The following is a 17600-nucleotide window of genomic DNA, read 5'->3' as shown; positions in this document are numbered from 1 at the left end:
ACGTTCACCGAGCTTCCCTGTGGGAGCGAGCAGGCTCGCTCCCACAGGGGTTATGTATTGCCTGGGAGGTCAGCGGTAGTCGTCGACCGGCACACACGCACAAAACAGATTCCGATCCCCATACACATTGTCCACCCGGTTCACCACCGGCCAGTATTTGTGAGCCTTGGTATGCGCGTCCGGCGTGACGGCTTGCTCGATGCTGTACGGCCGCGCCCACACGCCGGTGATATCGGCCAGCGTATGCGGCGCACCTTTCAACGGGTTTTCCTCCGCCGGCCAATTACCGTTCTGCACCTCGTTGATTTCCGCGCGGATGCTCAGCATTGCGCCGATAAACCTGTCCAGCTCCGCCTTCGATTCACTTTCGGTCGGTTCGACCATCAGCGTCCCCGGCACCGGGAACGACATGGTCGGGGCGTGGAAGCCGTAGTCCATCAGGCGCTTGGCGACGTCCTCTTCGGTGATGCCGGTCAACGCCTTGAGCGGTCGCAGGTCGAGGATGCATTCGTGGGCCACCCGATCGTTGCGCCCGGTGTACAGCACCGGAAAGGCACCGGACAAATGCCGTGCCAGGTAATTCGCAGCCAGGATCGCCACTTCGCTGGCGTCCGCCAGTTGCGGCCCCATCATGGCGATGTACATCCAGCTGATCGGCAGAATGCTTGCGCTGCCCCAGGGTGCCGCGCTGACGGCGCCATTTTGCGGCTGCGGCCCGTCGATCGGCACCACCGGATGGTTAGCCACGAACGGCGCCAGATGTGCCCGAACACCAATCGGCCCCATGCCCGGCCCACCGCCACCATGGGGAATGCAGAAGGTCTTGTGCAGGTTCATGTGCGAGACATCGGCGCCGATATCGGCCGGCCGCGCCAGCCCGACCTGGGCGTTGAGGTTGGCGCCATCCATGTACACCTGTCCGCCGTGCTGGTGAATCACTTCGCAAATTTCGCTGATACCTTCCTCATACACGCCATGGGTCGAAGGATAGGTCGCCATCAGGCAGGCGAGTTTGTCGGCGGCCTGTGCGGCTTTTTCCTTGAGGTCATCCAGGTCGACATTGCCCGCTTCGTCACACTCGACGATTACCACGCGCATCCCGGCCATTTGCGCCGACGCGGGATTGGTGCCGTGCGCCGACGAAGGAATCAGGCAGATATCGCGGCCGCCCTGTTGCCGGCTCTCATGGTATTTGCGGATCGCCAGAAGCCCGGCGTATTCGCCTTGGGCACCGGAGTTGGGCTGCATGCAGATGGCATCGAAACCGGTGATAGCGCACAACCAGCGCTCCAGCTCCTCGATCATCAGCCCGTACCCGGCGGCCTGCTCTTTCGGCACGAACGGGTGCAGGTTGGCGAACTGCGGCCAGGTGATCGGGATCATCTCGCTGGTGGCGTTGAGCTTCATGGTGCAGGAGCCCAGCGGAATCATCGATTGATTGAGCGCCAGGTCCTTGTTTTCCAGTTGCTTGAGGTAGCGCAGCATTTCGGTTTCGCTGTGATGGGCGCTGAACACCGGATGACGCAGATAAGGTGAAGTTCGCACCAACCCTTGGGGAATTCCACCAGGTAGGACTTCGGCATCCAGGTCCTCGATACTGAGCCCGTGATCGGCTCCCAGAAACACATCGAACAGCCTCTCCACGGTGGTTTCGTCGCAGGCCTCGTCGAGGCTCAAACCCAGTTGGCCGCGCCCGAGAATGCGCAGGTTGATCTGCGCGGCCCGGGCACTTTCGATGATCGAGGTCTGGGTTCCGCCGACTTCCAGCGTCAGGGTGTCGAAGAAGTGCCGGTTGACCCGGGTGATGCCCTTGCGCTCAAGCCCGGCGGCCAGGATGCAGGTCAGCCGGTGAACCCGCTGGGCGATCCGCTTGAGCCCTTCCGGGCCGTGGTAGACCGCATAGAAGCTGGCGATATTGGCCAGCAGCACCTGAGCCGTGCAGATGTTGGAGTTGGCCTTCTCCCGGCGGATGTGTTGCTCGCGGGTTTGCAGAGCCATGCGCAGGGCGGTGTTGCCCTGCGCATCTTTGGAAACACCGATGATCCGCCCGGGAATCGCCCGTTTGTATTCATCACGGCTGGCAAAAAATGCCGCATGCGGCCCGCCGTAGCCCATGGGCACGCCAAATCGCTGGGACGATCCGAACACCACATCGGCGCCCAGCTCACCCGGCGGGGTCAGCAACAACAGGCTCAGCAAATCCGTGGCGACACAGGCCAGGGCCTGTTGGGCATGCAAGTGATCGATCAGTGGCCGCAGGTCGTGGATCTCGCCGTGGGTGTCAGGGTATTGCAGCAGCGCACCGAACACCTGGTGCTGCTTCAAGTTATCCACAGCATCGACGATCAGCTCGAAGCCGAAACCTTCGGCGCGGGTCTGCACCACGGAAATGGTTTGCGGGTGGCAGTTTTCGTCGACAAAGAACAGATTGCTTTTCGACTTGGCGACCCGCTTGGCCAGGGCCATCGCCTCCGCCGCGGCGGTGGCCTCATCGAGCAGCGAGGCGTTGGCCAATTCCAGGCCGGTCAGGTCGATGGTCAATTGCTGGAAGTTCAACAGCGCTTCGAGCCGCCCTTGGGCGATCTCCGGTTGATAGGGTGTGTACGCGGTGTACCAGCCGGGATTTTCCAGCACGTTACGCAGAATGACCGCTGGCGTGAGGGTACCGTGGTAGCCCATGCCGATCAGGCTGGTCCAGACCTGGTTCTGCTCGGCATAACCGCGCAGCTTGGCCAGCGCAGCCTCCTCATCGAGTGCCGGGGGCAGGTCGAGCGCCCGGTTGAGGCGGATGCCCGGCGGCACCGTTTGCTCGATCAATTCGACCCGGCTACCCAGACCGAGGCTGTCGAGCATCGCCTGTTGCTCGGCGGCATCGGGTCCCAGGTGGCGGCGCAGAAAGGCATTGGGGTCGTGTAATTGGCTCAGGGACGGCAACTGGGACATGACGGGCTCTCTCTTGACTGGCGCTCAGCGTCGATGCAACACGGTCAAACCAGCATAGCAGTCGATCTCCGCGTGGATGGCGTGGCGTCGTCGGCCAATCCGGCTCATCATGTCCGGCGCCTCTTTAATGTCCGCTGATCGGGTGACCGTATCCATGAGCCAACTGCCGTTCCTGCCGTTTTCCAAACCCACCATCGATGAAGCCACGATCGCCGCTGTCGGTGACGTATTGCGCTCGGGCTGGATTACCAGCGGACCCAAGGTCCAGGCCTTCGAAGCGCAACTCTCGGAGTATTTTGGCGGGCGCCCGGTGCGCACCTTCAATTCCGGCACCTGCACCATGGAAATCGCCTTGCGTATTGCCGGGATCGGGCCGGGCGATGAAGTGATCACCACGCCGATTTCCTGGGTGGCCACCGCCAACGTCATCCTGGAGGTCGGCGCCACCCCGGTGTTTGCCGACATCGACCCGGTGACGCGCAATATCGATCTGGATCAACTGGAAGCGGCGATCACTCCACGCACCAAGGCCATCATCCCGGTGTACCTCGCCGGATTGCCCGTGGACATGACGCGTCTGTACGCACTGGCGAAGAAGCACAGCCTGCGGATCGTCGAGGATGCGGCCCAGGCATTGGGCTCCAGCTGGAACGGCCAGCGCATTGGCTCGACCGGTGATTTCGTGTCCTTCAGTTTCCAGGCGAACAAGAATGTCACCTCCTCAGAAGGCGGTTGCCTGGTGCTGAGTACGCCCGAAGAAGTGCGACTGGCAGAGAAATACCGGCTGCAGGGCGTTACCCGCAACGGCTTCGACGGCCTGGACGTCGACGTGCTGGGTGGCAAATTCAACATGACCGACGTCGCCGCGGCCATTGGCCTGGGGCAATTTGCTCATATCGAAGCCATCACCGCTCATCGCCGTGAGCTGGCCCGGCATTATTTCGCCTGCTTTGGCGAGGATTTCGAAGCGCAATACGGTGCGCAACTGCCTCCGGCAGATTTCACCCACAGCAACTGGCATTTGTTCCAGCTGGTATTGCCGGAACGTACGGATGGCAAACCGCCACGGGCGACTTTCATGGAGCAGATGCAGGCTTTGGGAGTCGGGATCGGCTATCACTACCCGCCGATTCACCTGTTGAGCCTTTACCGCGAGCGCGGTTTCAAGGAAGGCATGTTCCCGGTCGCCGAACGGGTCGGTCGGCTGATTGTCTCGCTGCCGATGTTCACTGCGATGAGCAAAGCCGATGTCGAGCGTTCGGTGGCGGCGGTGAAAACCGTCTTGCGGTCTTGACTCGGCCTTTGTAGGAGCTGCCGCAGGCCGCGATCTTTTGACTTTGATTTTTTAAAAACAAAATCAAAAGATCGCAGCCTGCGGCAACTCCTACAGGGGCGAGTATTACTCGCCGATGGCAGCCTTGTAGCCGGCGGCATCCAGCAGTTTTTCCAGATCGGCGGTGTTGCTTGGCTTGAGCTTGAAGATCCACGCTCCGTACGGATCGCTGTTGAGCAGTTCCGGCGAAGCGCTCAGGTCTTCGTTGACCGCGATCACTTCACCGGCAATCGGGGAGTAGATATCAGAAGCGGCTTTAACCGATTCAACGACACCCGCCTGATCTTCAGCGGCAAACACGTTGCCGACTTCGGTCAACTCGACGAACACCACATCACCCAGCGCTTCCTGCGCGTGATCGCTGATGCCCACGGTGACGGTGCCATCGGCTTCCAGACGTGCCCATTCGTGACTTTCGGCAAAACGCAGGTCGGCAGGGATATTGCTCATGTTCTGTGTCCTCAGGAAATTGTCAGCGGTCGTTAACCGCTGGAAAAGATTAGATCAAGGTTTTGCCGTGGCGTACGAAGGTCGGTTTGACCACCCGGACCGGGTACCACTTGCCACGAATTTCCACTTCAGCGCGGTCGGCAGTTGCCATCGGCACACGCGCCAGTGCTATCGACTTGCTAAGCGTAGGAGAGAAACTACCACTGGTGATCTCCCCTTCGCCAACATCGGCGATGCGGACCACCTGATGAGCGCGTAAAACACCGCGTTCCTCAAGGACCAGACCGACCAGTTTGTGCTGTACACCAGCGGCTTGCTCGGCTTCCAGGGCCTTGCGCCCGATGAACTGCCGGGTGGCAGGCTCCCAGGCGATGGTCCAGGCCATATTGGAGGCCAGGGGTGAAACATCCTGCTGGATATCCTGGCCGTAAAGGTTCATGCCGGCTTCGACCCGCAAGGTATCCCGCGCGCCAAGACCGATGGGAGAAATCCCGGCACCGACCAGATCGTTGAAGAACCCGGGCGCCTGATTCGCCGGCAGAATGATTTCCAGGCCGTCTTCGCCGGTATAACCGGTGCGCGCGATAAACCAGTCACCATCGGGCAGGCCTTCGAAGGGCTTGAGGAGCTGGATCAGGTTGCCGCGGGACTGGTTGACCAGCTCGGCAATTTTTTGTCGGGCGTGAGGGCCCTGGATGGCCAGCATCGCCAACTCGGAACGCTCGCGAAGCTGCACGTCGAAACCGTCGAGATGCGCTTGCATCCAGGCCATGTCCTGATCGCGGGTGGAGGCGTTGACCACCAGGCGATAGCCCTCGTCGAGACGGTAGACGATCATGTCGTCGACGATACCGCCCTGCTCGTTGAGCATGGTGCTGTACAACGCACGGCCGGGGCTGTGCAGGCGTTCGACATCATTGGCCAGCAAATGCTGAAGCCAGGCTTTGGCCTGGGAGCCGTCGACGTCGATAACGGTCATGTGGGATACATCGAAGACACCGCAATCGCGGCGCACCTGATGGTGTTCCTCGACCTGCGATCCATAATGCAGAGGCATGTCCCAACCGCCAAAATCGACCATCTTTGCGCCGAGCGCGAGATGAAGGTCATACAGAGGCGTACGCTGTCCCATGGGTTTCTCCTTCCGGGCGTGGCGAAGGTGCGGGCAAGTGCTGCACGGACTGAATGCCTTGAAACAAAGGGCCTTTAGCCGATTTCAGCTACCTGGTCTGTCAGACGGACCGCACCGAATGCCGCGCATTGTAGCCGCAAGGTGTAGGACTGACACCTAGCTGTTTCGATGCGCTGAGCGTCGGATCAATCCGATGACCGGCAGCAGCCCGACCAGCACCAGCGTCAACGCTGGCAAAGATGCCCTCGCCCACTCTCCTTCGCTGGTCATTTCAAAGATCCGCACCGCCAGCGTGTCCCAGCCAAACGGGCGCATCAGCAGGGTCGCGGGCATTTCCTTGAGCACGTCGACGAACACCAGCAATGCCGCGCTCAAGGTGCCGGGCAACAACAACGGTAGATACACTTTGAAAAACAGTCGTGGCCCACTGACGCCAAGGCTACGTGCCGCTTCGGGCAAAGATGGCCGTATACGCGCCAGGCTGCTTTCCAGTGGTCCGTAGGCCACCGCAATGAAGCGCACCAGATAGGCCAGCAACAACGCTGACAGACTGCCCAGCAGCAGCGGCTTGCCCGCGCCACCGAGCCAGCTCGAGAGCGGAATCACCAGCTCGCGATCCAGGTAACTGAACGCCAGCATGATCGATACCGCCAGCACCGAGCCCGGCAAGGCGTAACCCAGGTTGGCCAGACTGACCCCGGAACGAATGACCCGGGTGGGCGCCAGGCGTCGGGCAAACGCCAGCAACAAGGCGACGCTGACGGTGATCAACGCCGCCATCGCCCCCAGGTACAAGGTATGGACGATCAACCCGGTGTAGCGTTCGTCGAGATCGAAGCGCCCGCGCTGCCAGAACCACACCGCCAATTGCAGCATCGGGATAACAAAAGCGCAGGCAAACACCAGGCCGCACCAGGTCGAGGCCGCCAGTGCCTTGAAGCCTCGCAGGTGATACAGCGCCTTGACCCGTGGCCGCTCGTTGCCCGCCCGGTTGGCCCCGCGAGCACGCCGCTCGCCGTAGAGCACGAGCATCACCACCAACAGCAACAAGCTGGCCAGTTGCGCGGCGGAAGACAGGCTGAAAAAGCCGTACCAGGTCTTGTAGATGGCCGTGGTGAAGGTATCGAAGTTGAACACCGACACGGCGCCGAAATCCGCCAGGGTTTCCATCAGCGCCAATGCCACGCCCGCACCGATGGCCGGCCGCGCCATGGGCAATGCCACGCGCCAGAACGCTTGCCAGGGCGATTGACCCAGGACCCGCGCCGCTTCCATCAGGCCTTTGCCCTGGGCGAGGAAGGCCGTGCGGGCCAGCAGATACACATAGGGATAGAAAACCAGCACCAGCACCACAATCACCCCGCCCGTGGAGCGCACGCGCGGCAGCCGCAGACCGCTGCCGAACCATTCGCGCAGCAGGGTTTGCACGGGCCCGGCAAAATCCAGCAGGCCGACGAAGACGAAGGCCAGCACATAGGCCGGAATCGCGAAGGGCAGCATCAGCGCCCAGTCCAGCCAGCGTCGGCCGGGGAATTCGCAAAGGCTGGTCAGCCAGGCAAGGCTGACACCCAGGACTGTCACGCCGACACCGACACCTAGCACCAGGGTCAGGGTATTGCCCAGCAAGCGCGGCATCTGTGTGTCCCATAAATGGGACCAGATCTGTTGATCGATGGTTTGCCAGGAAAGCAGCAGGACGCTCAGGGGCAACAGGACCAGCGCAGCGATGGCGAAGACGACGGGATACCAGCGGCGTTGGGCGGGGTGGGCCAAGGAAAAGCTCTCTGGATAAATCAGCGAAATGTACGTGAAACGCAAAAAGATCGCAGCCTTCGGCAGCTCCTACATTGGGTTGGTAATCACCCTGTAGGCGCTGCCGAAGGCTGCGATCTTTTGCTCTTTAAACCAGCAGGCTCAGTTCCAGCCAGCCTTGTCCATCAGGCGAATCGCCTCAGCCTGGCGCTTGCCGGCAATTTCCACAGGCAAGGTATCAGCGATGAACTTGCCCCATGCGGCGACTTCAGCCGATGGCTGCACGGCCGGGTTGGCCGGGAACTCCTGGTTCACGTCGGCAAAGATCTTCTGCGCTTCAGGCGTGGTCATCCACTCCACCAGGGCCTTGGCCGCTTCCGGGTGTGGCGCGTGTTGTGTCAGGCCGATACCCGACAGGTTGATGTGTACGCCACGGTCGGCCTGGTTCGGCCAGAACAGCTTCACCGGCAGTTCCGGCTTCTGCTTGTGCAGGCGGCCGTAATAGTAGGTGTTGACGATGCCGACATCGCACTGGCCGGCATTGATCGCTTCGAGCACGGCGGTGTCGTCGGAGAACACGTCAGTGGACAGGTTCTTGACCCAGCCCTTGAGGATTTCCTCGGTCTTCTCGGCGCCGTGCACTTCGATCATGGTCGCGGTCAGGGACTGGTTGTAGACCTTCTTCGCCGTACGCAGGCACAGGCGGCCTTCCCATTGCTTGTCGGCCAGTGCTTCGTAGGTGGTCAGTTCGCCCGGCTTCACGCGGTCAGTGGAATAGGCAATGGTCCGCGCCCGCAGGCTCAAGCCGGTCCAGGCATGAGAGGCGGCCCGGTACTGCAGCGGAATGTTGGCGTCGATGGTTTTCGAGGTGAATGGCTGGAGGATGCCCATCTGCTCGGCTTGCCAGAGGTTGCCGGCATCGACGGTCAGCAGCAGGTCGGCCGGCGTATTCGCGCCCTCGGCCTTGAGCCGCTGCATCAGCGGCGCTTCCTTGTCGGTGATGAACTTCACCTTCACGCCGGTCTTGGCGGTGTAGGCATCGAATACTGGCTTGATCAGCTCGTCGATACGCGAGGAGTAGACCACCACCTCGTCAGCGGCCTGGGCGGCGGTACTGCCAATCAGGGTCAGGGCCAGTGCAGTCAGTAGACGCTTCGGTGCCAACATGGGAGCGGTCTCTCGATTGAAAAATGAGGCCAAATGATAAGGACTCACATTTAGCTTCTCAATCGAACCCGTTCGCGGAGGAGTTACCAGATGTTGCGCCGCCTGAAATTTTTGGTGCTTGTGCTGACGCCTTCGCGGGCAAGCCCGCTCCCACAGTGGCCGGTGTCGTTCACAAATCCTGTGCCCAAAGCGATACCTGTGGGAGCGGGCTTGCCCGCGAAGAGGCCAGTAGCCTCCATGCAGAACTCAGGGCCTGGCCAGCGCCGGCAGATCCCCGGTCAACCCCAGCGCTTCACGCACGAACAAGGCTTTGGCTTCCGGCATCTTCTCAACCATTTTCAACCCGGTATTACGCAACCAGCGCACCGGCAACGGATCCGCCTGGAACAAGCGCTCGAAGCCTTCCATCGCCGCCATCAGTGCCAGGTTGTGCGGCATGCGCCGACGCTCGTAGCGGCTGAGGACTTTCACATCCGCCAGGCGTTCGCCTCGTGTTGCCGCTTGCAGCAACACTTCGGCCAGCACGGCGGCATCGAGGAATCCGAGATTCACACCCTGCCCGGCCAACGGGTGAATGGTGTGGGCCGCGTCGCCGATCAACGCCAGGCCTTCCGCCACATAACGCTTGGCATGCCGCTGGCGCAGGGGCACACACAGGCGCGGGTCGGCGCTGAGCACTTCACCAAGTCGCCCCTCGAAGGCTCGCTCCAGAGCCTTGCAAAAACCCTGGTCATCCATCGCCATCAAGCATTCGGCTTCGCCGGGTGTGGTCGACCAGACGATCGAGCACCAATCCTGTTCGCCGTCGCGCTCCAGCGGCAGAAACGCCAACGGACCGTTGTCGGTGAAGCGCTGCCAGGCCGTCATCTGGTGCGGCTTGGCGCAACGCACGCTGGTGACGATGGCATGGTGCAGATAATCCCATTCGCGGGTCGCGACCCCGGCCAGGCGCCGCACGGCCGAGTTGGCGCCATCCGCTGCGATCACCAACGGCGCGCGCAGGGTGCGGCCATCGGCCAGGGTCAGCAGCCAGTCATCGCCGGAGCGGCGCATCTGTTCCAGCCGTGCATTGGCCAGCAACCCCAGGTCACCGTCGTGCAGGCGCTCGAGCAAGGCATCCTGGACCACTCGGTTTTCGACGATGTGCCCCAGCACCTCGGCATGCACGCTGGTCGCCGAGAAGTGGATTTGCCCGGTGCCGCTGCCATCCCAGACCTGCATGTCGGTGTAGGGGCTGCTGCGCCGCCCGGCGATGCCGTCCCAGACGCCAAGGCGTTCGAGGATCCGCTGGCTGGCAGCCGACAAGGCGCTCACGCGCGGCTCAAACGCGGCCTGAGCGTTGAAGGGTTTGACACTCATGGGGCTGCCGTCCAGCAGCAGGACTTCCAGCCCGCTGTTCTGCAACGCCAGCGCCAGGGCGCTGCCGACCATTCCGGCCCCGACAATCAGCAGATCTGCGCGCATTTCCATGCTTTAAGCCTGTCTCTCTTGCGGCTTGAGCCGCACGTAAAGGTTTTTTATCAATCGTGCCTTGTCAAACCGGCGCATCAGCCTGCTACGCATCCGGTCGCGTCCCCAGCCCCATCGCCTGTCGGGCAAACCAGCGTTTGGCCGGTGGCAGCAAATCGAGACCGAGCAAGCCGATGTTGCGACCCAGGGACACCAGCGGCTGGGTACTGCCGAACAGACGCGTGACCTGATCGGAGAAGCCCACGGTGAGGTCCTGGTCGAGACGCTGATGTTCGCGATAGGCCTGCAAGGTGGCGAAGTCGCCCAGGGGTTTATCGCTGGCGAGCAAGGCATCGGCCAGGGCCTGGGCATCGCGCAGGGACAGGTTGAACCCCTGGCCGGCAATCGGATGCAGGCTGTGCGCCGCGTTGCCGAGAATCGCCAGATGCGGGCGCACCTGTTCCTCGGCCTCGACCAGTGTCAGCGGATACAAATGTCGTGCACCGACCTGTTTCAACGTACCGAGGCGATAACCGAAGACGCCCTGCAATTCACTGAGGAAACTGCGCTCATCAAGGGCTGCCAGGCGTTGCGCGTCCATGCCCAGGCGGGTCCAGACCAGTGCACAGCGGTTTTCCGGCAGCGGTAGCAACGCCATCGGGCCTTCGTCGGTGAAACGCTCGAAGGCCATGCCGTTATGGGCCTCGCTCGGGGTGATGTTGGCGATCAGCGCGCTCTGGTTGTACGGACGCTTGCGGATGCCGATCCCCAGTTGCTCGCGCAGGCCAGAGCGGCCGCCATCGGCGAGCACCGCGAGGTCGCATTCCAGGGTGGTTTCATCATTGAGGGTCAGGCGATAGCCATCGGTCAGCGGCTCCATGCGGGTGACTTCTGCCGGGCAGCGCCAGCTGATCACGTCCTTGTCCAGGCCTTGCCACAGGCATTGGCCGAGCCAGGCGTTTTCAACGACATAACCCAGCGCCGGAACACCCTCTTCCATCGCCGACAACCGCGCCGTCGAGAATCGACCACGGTCGGAAACATGAATCTGCTTGATCGGTTCGGCGCGGCGCGAGACTTCCTGCCAGACGCCCAGGCGTTGGTAAATCTGCCGCGAACCAAAGGACAGCGCCGAAGAACGGGCATCGTAACTCGGTTGATACGTATCCCCCGGAGCGAACGGCTCGATCAGCACGATCTTCCAGCCTCGGGCCTTGGCGCCGGCCTGCAAGGCCAGCGCCAGACTCGCACCGACCAGCCCGCCACCGATGATTGCCAGGTTGACTCGACTCATGCCGCTTGTGTCCGTGCTTGCGCCATCAGGGTCTCGATTTCGCTGACGGTTTTCGGCACGCCGCCCGTCAATATTTCACAGCCGGTTCTGGTGACCACTACGTCGTCCTCGATGCGCACGCCAATGCCACGCCATTTCTTCGCCACGCTCTGGTTGTCCGGAGCAATGTAGATCCCCGGCTCCACGGTCAACGCCATGCCGACCTCCAGTACGCGCCACTCGCCGCCGACCTTGTATTCGCCGACATCGTGCACATCCATGCCCAGCCAATGGCCGGCGCGGTGCATGTAGAACGCCTTGTAGGCTTCGCTGGCGATCAGTTCGTCAACCTCACCCTGGAGCAACCCCAGCTTGACCAGCCCGGCCGTGATGACCCGGACCGTGGCCTCGTGCGCCTGGTTCCAGTGTTTGTTCGGGGCGATTTCGGCAAAGGCGGCTTCCTGGGAGGCCAGCACCAATTCGTAAATCGCTTTCTGTTCCGCTGAATATTTACCGCTGACCGGAAAGGTCCGGGTGATGTCGCTGGCGTAGCAGTCGATTTCGCACCCGGCGTCGATCAGCACCAGGTCACCATCCTTGAGCAGCGCATCATTCTGCTGGTAATGCAGGATGCAGCTGTTGCGCCCCGCCGCGACGATTGACCCGTAGGCCGGCATCTTCGCCCCGCCCTTGCGGAATTCGTAATCAAGCTCGGCTTCCAGGCTGAATTCGTGCAACCCGGCGCGACAGGCCTGCATTGCCCGTACATGCGCCTGGGCGGAAATCCGCGCCGCCTCGCGCATCACTTTCACTTCTGCCGCCGATTTATACAGGCGCATGTCGTGCAGCAGATGATCCAGGGCAACGAATTCGTTCGGCGGCTGGGCACCGAGGTTGGCCTTGGAGCGGATCACATTGATCCATTCCATCAGGTGGCGGTCGAATTCGGGGTTGCTGCCCATGGCCGAGTACACCCGGTCACGGCCTTCGATCAGGCCCGGCAGGATGTCGTCGATATCGGTGATGGGAAAGGCGTCGTCGGCGCCGAAGTCGCGAATCGCGCCTTCCTGCCCGGCACGCAGGCCATCCCACAATTCGCGCTCGGAGTTGCGCTCGCGGCAGAACAGGATGTATTCGCCATGCACGCGCCCCGGCATCAGCACCAGTACGGCCTGGGGCTCGGGAAAACCGCTGAGGTACTGGAAGTCGCTGTCCTGGCGGTAGACGTGCTCGACGTCGCGGTTACGAATGGCCACCGCGGCGGCGGGCAGGATGGCGATGCTGTTGGGTTCCATCTGCGCCATCAGGGCCTTGCGGCGACGGCTGTATTCCGATTTCGGGATGTGGATCATGGGCAGATGGCGTTCCCTGGCAAACGATTAGTGCAGCGACGGTTTGGCGGCGGCCGGCACGTCTTTCTTGGTCTCGGAGAACAGCAGCAGCGGCGCGACGCGCAGGTACTCCATGACTTCCATATAGTCGTTTTCGCCGTCGTCGGATTCTTCCAGCGCGTCTTGCACCTGGGAAATGGCCGCCAGATCCTGCAGCACTTCGGTGGCCTCGGTGCTCAGGGCGCTGCTGTCACGGCAGTTCAGGCCGAAGCCGCTGAGGAAACCCTGGCACCATTGGCCCAGGGCGGCGGCACGCTCGGTGAGCGGAGCGTCGTCGGTCGGCAGCAGCAGAACGACGGTCACGTCATCGCCGGTGAGCTCGCCCTTTACCATCTCTTGCAGGCCGATCAGGGCGTTGCGAACGTTGTCCTGCGGCTCGCTTTCAAGCAGTTCGGCGGCGTCGATCAGCCAGCCTTCGGCGTCGAAACCGGCACCGGCGCAGCTGCGGCCGAGCAGCAGGCCGTGCAGTTCGGCAGGCGAGACGTTGTGGCCGCTGGAAGTCAGCAGGGTGGCGAAGCCTTGGTACGGGGAATTCTGAATGGTCATGGGCAGCTAGGCGCCAGACGGCGCTATGTCTAGAATGAAGGCCTTGTATCCTACATCGACTACCCCTGTAGGAGCGAGCTTGCTCGCGATGAACCCGAGAACGCCGCGGATTGTCAGGGACCCAGCGTTATCGTTGGCGACCATCGCGAGCAAGCTCGCTCCTACAGCCACCACCCATCAGACAGTGAAGACAATGGAAGACACCGACCTGCAAGCGCTGATGGCCAGACTCGAACTGCTGATTACCCGAGTCGAGCAACTTAAGAGTCAAAACGGACTCTTACTAGCTCAGGAAAAGACCTGGCGCGAGGAACGCGCGCATCTCATTGAAAAAAACGAAATCGCCCGGCGTAAGGTCGAGTCGATGATTTCGCGCCTCAAGGCCCTGGAGCAAGACTCATGAGTTCAAGCAATAGCGTCACCGTGCAGATTCTCGACAAAGAGTATTCGATCATCTGCCCTCAGGAAGAGCGCAGCAACCTGGTCAGCGCCGCCCGTTATCTGGACGGCAAGATGCGCGAGATCCGCAGCAGCGGCAAAGTCATCGGCGCCGACCGTATTGCCGTGATGGCTGCGCTGAACATCACCCACGACCTGCTGCACAAGGAAGATCGCCCGGATGTTCAGGTCAGCGGCTCGACCCGCGAGCAGGTTCGCGACCTGCTCGATCGCGTCGATCTGGTTCTCGCGACCGATCCGGACGTCACCAAAGGCTGATTCGCGTCGCCGCTTGCGGTATACTGCCATCACTCCCTGGGGTGTTTGCCAGTTGGCGATGTCCCTGAGCCGATTTGCTATACCCTGGAGGTTGCACGTTGGGCTGGTGTGCATGTCCGCTAGACGGAAAGCCTTAAAGCCTACTGCATCTTCCACCTTGAACTTTCGGGTTCAAGGGCTAAGTCGACAGCGACACATTCGGGGAGCCTGATTCCAGTCCAATGCCGGTTTAAATACCGGCATTGGCGTTTTTATAGATCCGCTATTTACAGTTACGCTTCATGTACCTGACCAGCGAAGTCCGAATCCATGACCGAACCTGCGCTGCTTCCCCGCCCGCAACTTCGACGCATGCTGCGCAAGGCCCGTCGCGCACTGACACCCAGTCAGCAGCGCCAGGCCGCTCGCGGGCTGTACAAGCAATTGGCCCAGCAACCGCTGTTCCGCCGCGCCCGACATATCTCCCTCTATCTGCCGACCGACGGTGAAATTGATCCGCGCCTGTTGCTGCGTGCCGCACAGCGCCGGGGCAAGGCCACCTATCTGCCGGTGCTGAGTGCCTGGCCGCGAACCAAAATGGTGTTCCAGCGCATCCGGCCAGGGGAGAAACTCAAACCCAACCGCTTCCGCATTCTCGAACCACGGGCCAACCTCGCCCGACAGCGCAGGATCTGGGCACTGGACCTGGTGCTGTTGCCATTGGTGGGGTTTGACGATGTTGGCGGACGCCTGGGGATGGGCGGCGGTTTCTATGATCGGAGCCTGGCTTACCTGGCGCGCCGCAATGACTGGCGCAAGCCGACGCTGCTGGGGCTGGCCCATGAGTGTCAAAAGGTGGAGCGATTGGCTCAGGCGAGCTGGGATGTGCCGCTGCAGGGAACGGTGACAGACAAGGCCTGGTATTACGCAGGCTAGGCGCCACTTCGATCAGCGACGCCGGGACACCAGGGTCAGCGCTTGAAGGCTGTCGACTGTTGCTGCAATTGGGCGAGCTCGACCGGCGCATCGGTCTTGCTGGCCCACAGGCTTTGGGCATAGCCGGTGGTCACGACGCCAAGGCCAAACAAAATGACCAAAATCCATAGTAAATCCGGTTTGCGTTTCATCGATTGCCCCCCAAAGGCAGATCTACACGATGACAGCAGCGGTTTCCGTTTGTAGGCCGTGCAGCAGCGTCAAGCTTTAAAGGCCGGCATTTTGCGACAACGTGAACCGCTGCGCAAATGCTGACGTCAACCGACTGTCGGTTTGTCATAAAATTGCCGAAAAGCGGCTCAATCACCCCGCAAGGAGCAAAAGACATGGCCTATTGGCTGATGAAATCCGAGCCCGACGAACTCTCGATCAAAGGGCTGGAAAAGCTCGGCAAAGCACGCTGGGACGGGGTTCGCAATTACCAGGCACGCAACTTCCTGCGGGCCATGGCCGTGGGGGATGAGTTCTTTTTCTATCATTCCAGCTGCCCGGAGCCGGGCATCGCCGGCATCGGCAAAATTGTCGAAGCCGCGTATCCGGACCCGACGGCGCTGGAACCTGAAAGTCATTACTACGACCCAAAGGCAACGGCGGAGAAAAAAGCCTGGAGCGCGATCGATGTCGCCCATGTCGAGACGTTTGCCCGGGTGCTGAAGCTGGATTACCTGAAGCAGCAGACGGCGCTGGCCGAATTGCCGCTAGTACAGAAAGGTTCGCGGCTGTCGGTGATGCCAGTGACGCCGGAGCAGTGGGCGGCGGTGATTGCACTCAAGCCTTAAGATTTGCGGTGTCGATCAGAATGCCATCGCGAGCAGGCTCGCTCCCACAGTGGATCTGCATACACTGAAGATCTCCTGTGGGAGCGAGCCTGCTCGCGATGAGGCCCGCAAGAGCAGCGAAAGACTTACTGGATGATCAGGTTGTTGAACAACAAATCCTCAACCACCGGCTTGCCGGTTTCGTCGTTCATCACTTGCTGGGTCTGTTTCAGGGCTTCCTGACGCAGCTTTTCCTTGGCTTCGACATTGTTCATGGTCTCGGTGGTCTGCTGGGCGAACAGCGCGACCAATTGATTGCGGATCAGGGGTTCATTGGCCTTCACCGCCTTGGCAGCCTCGTCACCGGTCACCCGCAACGCCACATCGGCCTTGTAGACTTTCAGTTTCGGCGTGCCGTCCAGGCCGTAGTTACCCACGAACGGTGGACTCAGGGTGATGTAACTGACCTTCGGAGCTGTATCTTCTTTGGCTTCTTCGGCCATCGCTGCCACAGGCAGGGACAGGGCCAGCAACAACATGATCCACGCTTTCACAATTCACTCCTTATCCGGTTTGCGGCCTAGCATAACGACCCGCCATGCAAGCACAAGCTTATGGCTGACTATCAGGGCCGGGCATGCTCGTTGACCCTTCGACCCACACACCTACACTTATCGGCCATCACTCCCAAAGGAATAGCCCTGATGAAAGCCGTGCTGTGCAAAGCCTTCGGCCCTGCCGAATCGCTGGTGCTGGAAGACGTCGCCAGTCCTGTCGCAAAGAAGAATGAAATCCTGCTGGACGTGCACGCCGCCGGGGTCAATTTCCCCGACACGCTGATCATCGAGGGCAAGTACCAGTTCAAGCCGCCCTTCCCGTTTTCTCCGGGTGGCGAAGCGGCCGGCGTGGTCCGCGAAGTCGGCGAGAAGGTCAGCCACCTGAAAGTCGGTGACCGGGTCATGGCCCTGACCGGCTGGGGCAGCTTTGCCGAACAGGTCGCCGTGCCGGGCTACAACGTGTTGCCGATTCCGCCCTCCATGGACTTCAACACCGCCGCCGCCTTCAGCATGACCTACGGCACTTCGATGCACGCCCTCAAGCAGCGCGGCAACCTGCAACCGGGCGAAACCCTGCTGGTGCTGGGGGCTTCCGGCGGTGTCGGCCTGGCGGCGGTGGAAATCGGCAAAGCCATGGGCGCCCGGGTGATTGCCGCAGCCAGCAGCGCGGAAAAACTCGCCGTGGCCAAGGCCGCCGGCGCCGATGAACTGATTAACTACAGCGAAACCAGCCTCAAGGACGAAATCAAGCGCCTGACCGACGGCCAGGGCGCCGACGTAATCTACGACCCGGTGGGCGGCGACCTGTTCGACCAGGCCATCCGCGCCATCGCCTGGAACGGCCGCCTGCTGGTGGTCGGCTTCGCCAGCGGGCGCATCCCCGAACTGCCGGTCAACCTGGCGCTACTCAAAGGCGCGGCGGTGCTCGGCGTATTCTGGGGCTCCTTCGCCCAACGCCAGCCGCAGGACAACGCGGCGAACTTCCAGCAGCTGTTTGGCTGGTTTGCCGAAGGCAAGCTGAAACCGCTGGTGTCGCAGGTGTATCCACTGGGCAATGCGGCGCAGGCGATCAATGATCTTGGCCAGCGTAAAGCCGTCGGGAAGGTGGTGGTGCAGGTTCGCTGAATCCGGCAAAGGGCCCGGACCTCTGAGTCCAG

General features: G+C 61.6%; 17 protein-coding genes and 1 other RNA gene. 7 read left to right on the top strand and 11 right to left on the bottom strand.

Features of this window, described 5'->3' with window-relative positions:
- Positions 1 to 69: 69 nt before the first annotated feature.
- Entirely contained in the window at positions 70 to 2943 is a 2874-nt protein-coding gene (gene gcvP, locus KW846_RS01650; RefSeq protein WP_218481113.1) for an aminomethyl-transferring glycine dehydrogenase, read from the bottom strand.
- A 154-nt stretch (positions 2944 to 3097) separates the two neighbouring features.
- Between gcvP and KW846_RS01645 the strand changes: the two genes are divergently transcribed.
- Positions 3098 to 4237 carry a DegT/DnrJ/EryC1/StrS aminotransferase family protein gene (locus KW846_RS01645; protein WP_218481112.1) on the top strand — a complete coding sequence of 380 codons (1140 nt, stop codon included), beginning with the start codon at positions 3098 to 3100 and terminating at the stop codon, positions 4235 to 4237.
- 105 nt (positions 4238 to 4342) lie between these two features.
- On the opposite strand, the gene gcvH is transcribed toward KW846_RS01645, so the two are convergent.
- The 8 genes from gcvH to KW846_RS01605 all read right to left on the bottom strand — a co-directional run bounded on the left by gcvH (position 4343) and on the right by KW846_RS01605 (position 13436).
- Positions 4343 to 4726 (bottom strand): glycine cleavage system protein GcvH, encoded by a 384-nt coding sequence (gene gcvH / locus KW846_RS01640; RefSeq protein WP_007978918.1) that lies wholly within the window; start codon positions 4724 to 4726, stop codon positions 4343 to 4345.
- Positions 4727 to 4775: 49 nt separating this feature from the next.
- A complete protein-coding gene (gcvT, locus tag KW846_RS01635; protein ID WP_218481111.1) occupies positions 4776 to 5858 on the bottom strand; it encodes a glycine cleavage system aminomethyltransferase GcvT in 1083 nt (360 codons plus the stop codon).
- 156 nt (positions 5859 to 6014) lie between these two features.
- Entirely contained in the window at positions 6015 to 7631 is a 1617-nt protein-coding gene (locus KW846_RS01630) for an iron ABC transporter permease (RefSeq protein ID WP_102699639.1), read from the bottom strand.
- Positions 7632 to 7772: 141 nt separating this feature from the next.
- Positions 7773 to 8777 carry an extracellular solute-binding protein gene (locus tag KW846_RS01625; protein ID WP_102699640.1) on the bottom strand — a complete coding sequence of 335 codons (1005 nt, stop codon included), beginning with the start codon at positions 8775 to 8777 and terminating at the stop codon, positions 7773 to 7775.
- 246 nt (positions 8778 to 9023) lie between these two features.
- The gene (locus KW846_RS01620) at positions 9024 to 10241 is read right to left on the bottom strand and encodes a 2-octaprenyl-3-methyl-6-methoxy-1,4-benzoquinol hydroxylase (protein ID WP_218481313.1); all 1218 of its coding nucleotides are present in this window, start codon (positions 10239 to 10241) and stop codon (positions 9024 to 9026) included.
- 91 nt (positions 10242 to 10332) lie between these two features.
- Positions 10333 to 11520 carry a 2-octaprenyl-6-methoxyphenyl hydroxylase gene (ubiH, locus tag KW846_RS01615; RefSeq protein WP_218481110.1) on the bottom strand — a complete coding sequence of 396 codons (1188 nt, stop codon included), beginning with the start codon at positions 11518 to 11520 and terminating at the stop codon, positions 10333 to 10335.
- Positions 11517 to 12851: a Xaa-Pro aminopeptidase gene (pepP, locus tag KW846_RS01610; RefSeq protein WP_218481109.1), complete on the bottom strand. Its 1335-nt coding sequence runs from the start codon at positions 12849 to 12851 to the stop codon at positions 11517 to 11519. The genes ubiH and pepP overlap by 4 nt, the downstream gene beginning before the upstream one ends.
- A gap of 27 nt (positions 12852 to 12878) precedes the next feature.
- Entirely contained in the window at positions 12879 to 13436 is a 558-nt protein-coding gene (locus KW846_RS01605; RefSeq protein WP_095964285.1) for a YecA family protein, read from the bottom strand.
- A 193-nt stretch (positions 13437 to 13629) separates the two neighbouring features.
- Here KW846_RS01605 and KW846_RS01600 point away from each other — a divergent pair, with 193 nt between their 5' ends.
- The 4 genes from KW846_RS01600 to KW846_RS01585 all read left to right on the top strand — a co-directional run bounded on the left by KW846_RS01600 (position 13630) and on the right by KW846_RS01585 (position 15068).
- Positions 13630 to 13839, top strand: coding sequence for a TIGR02449 family protein (locus KW846_RS01600; protein WP_007982902.1), 210 nt, complete (start codon positions 13630 to 13632; stop codon positions 13837 to 13839).
- Positions 13836 to 14153, top strand: a complete 318-nt coding sequence (locus tag KW846_RS01595; RefSeq protein WP_007978902.1) for a cell division protein ZapA — start codon at positions 13836 to 13838, stop codon at positions 14151 to 14153. The genes KW846_RS01600 and KW846_RS01595 overlap by 4 nt, the downstream gene beginning before the upstream one ends.
- Before the next feature lie 30 nt (positions 14154 to 14183).
- Positions 14184 to 14362: non-coding RNA, 6S RNA (gene ssrS / locus KW846_RS01590), on the top strand.
- Between the two features lie 100 nt (positions 14363 to 14462).
- The gene (locus KW846_RS01585; RefSeq protein WP_007978899.1) at positions 14463 to 15068 is read left to right on the top strand and encodes a 5-formyltetrahydrofolate cyclo-ligase; all 606 of its coding nucleotides are present in this window, start codon (positions 14463 to 14465) and stop codon (positions 15066 to 15068) included.
- A gap of 35 nt (positions 15069 to 15103) precedes the next feature.
- Here KW846_RS01585 and KW846_RS01580 read toward each other — a convergent pair whose 3' ends face one another.
- Positions 15104 to 15259 carry a hypothetical protein gene (locus KW846_RS01580; RefSeq protein WP_007978897.1) on the bottom strand — a complete coding sequence of 52 codons (156 nt, stop codon included), beginning with the start codon at positions 15257 to 15259 and terminating at the stop codon, positions 15104 to 15106.
- A 195-nt stretch (positions 15260 to 15454) separates the two neighbouring features.
- On the opposite strand from KW846_RS01580, the gene KW846_RS01575 reads away from it, so the two are divergent.
- The gene (locus KW846_RS01575; protein ID WP_218481108.1) at positions 15455 to 15907 is read left to right on the top strand and encodes an EVE domain-containing protein; all 453 of its coding nucleotides are present in this window, start codon (positions 15455 to 15457) and stop codon (positions 15905 to 15907) included.
- A 125-nt stretch (positions 15908 to 16032) separates the two neighbouring features.
- Here the strand turns inward: KW846_RS01575 and KW846_RS01570 are convergent, their stop codons facing one another.
- Entirely contained in the window at positions 16033 to 16440 is a 408-nt protein-coding gene (locus tag KW846_RS01570; protein WP_116579704.1) for a flagellar basal body-associated protein FliL, read from the bottom strand.
- A 150-nt stretch (positions 16441 to 16590) separates the two neighbouring features.
- Between KW846_RS01570 and KW846_RS01565 the strand changes: the two genes are divergently transcribed.
- Positions 16591 to 17568, top strand: coding sequence for an NADPH:quinone oxidoreductase family protein (locus tag KW846_RS01565; RefSeq protein WP_007978892.1), 978 nt, complete (start codon positions 16591 to 16593; stop codon positions 17566 to 17568).
- The last annotated feature ends 32 nt before the right edge of the window (positions 17569 to 17600 follow it).

The sequence above is a fragment of the Pseudomonas sp. PDM32 genome (assembly GCF_019219225.1).
Classification (GTDB): domain Bacteria; phylum Pseudomonadota; class Gammaproteobacteria; order Pseudomonadales; family Pseudomonadaceae; genus Aquipseudomonas; species Aquipseudomonas laurylsulfatiphila.
Note: the sequence above shows the minus strand (reverse complement) of the source record. Positions and strands in the feature narration are given on the sequence as shown.

Bases quoted from the DNA above. Each gene is read 5' to 3' on its own strand.
- gcvP (WP_218481113.1), bottom strand. From the start codon at position 2,943: ATGTCCCAGTTGCCGTCCCTGAGCCAATTACACGACCCCAATGCCTTT.
- KW846_RS01645 (WP_218481112.1), top strand. From the start codon at position 3,098: ATGAGCCAACTGCCGTTCCTGCCGTTTTCCAAACCCACCATCGATGAA.
- gcvH (WP_007978918.1), bottom strand. From the start codon at position 4,726: ATGAGCAATATCCCTGCCGACCTGCGTTTTGCCGAAAGTCACGAATGG.
- gcvT (WP_218481111.1), bottom strand. From the start codon at position 5,858: ATGGGACAGCGTACGCCTCTGTATGACCTTCATCTCGCGCTCGGCGCA.
- KW846_RS01625 (WP_102699640.1), bottom strand. From the start codon at position 8,777: ATGTTGGCACCGAAGCGTCTACTGACTGCACTGGCCCTGACCCTGATT.
- KW846_RS01620 (WP_218481313.1), bottom strand. From the start codon at position 10,241: ATGCGCGCAGATCTGCTGATTGTCGGGGCCGGAATGGTCGGCAGCGCC.
- ubiH (WP_218481110.1), bottom strand. From the start codon at position 11,520: ATGAGTCGAGTCAACCTGGCAATCATCGGTGGCGGGCTGGTCGGTGCG.
- pepP (WP_218481109.1), bottom strand. From the start codon at position 12,851: ATGATCCACATCCCGAAATCGGAATACAGCCGTCGCCGCAAGGCCCTG.
- KW846_RS01605 (WP_095964285.1), bottom strand. From the start codon at position 13,436: ATGACCATTCAGAATTCCCCGTACCAAGGCTTCGCCACCCTGCTGACT.
- KW846_RS01600 (WP_007982902.1), top strand. From the start codon at position 13,630: ATGGAAGACACCGACCTGCAAGCGCTGATGGCCAGACTCGAACTGCTG.
- KW846_RS01595 (WP_007978902.1), top strand. From the start codon at position 13,836: ATGAGTTCAAGCAATAGCGTCACCGTGCAGATTCTCGACAAAGAGTAT.
- KW846_RS01585 (WP_007978899.1), top strand. From the start codon at position 14,463: ATGACCGAACCTGCGCTGCTTCCCCGCCCGCAACTTCGACGCATGCTG.
- KW846_RS01580 (WP_007978897.1), bottom strand. From the start codon at position 15,259: ATGAAACGCAAACCGGATTTACTATGGATTTTGGTCATTTTGTTTGGC.
- KW846_RS01575 (WP_218481108.1), top strand. From the start codon at position 15,455: ATGGCCTATTGGCTGATGAAATCCGAGCCCGACGAACTCTCGATCAAA.
- KW846_RS01565 (WP_007978892.1), top strand. From the start codon at position 16,591: ATGAAAGCCGTGCTGTGCAAAGCCTTCGGCCCTGCCGAATCGCTGGTG.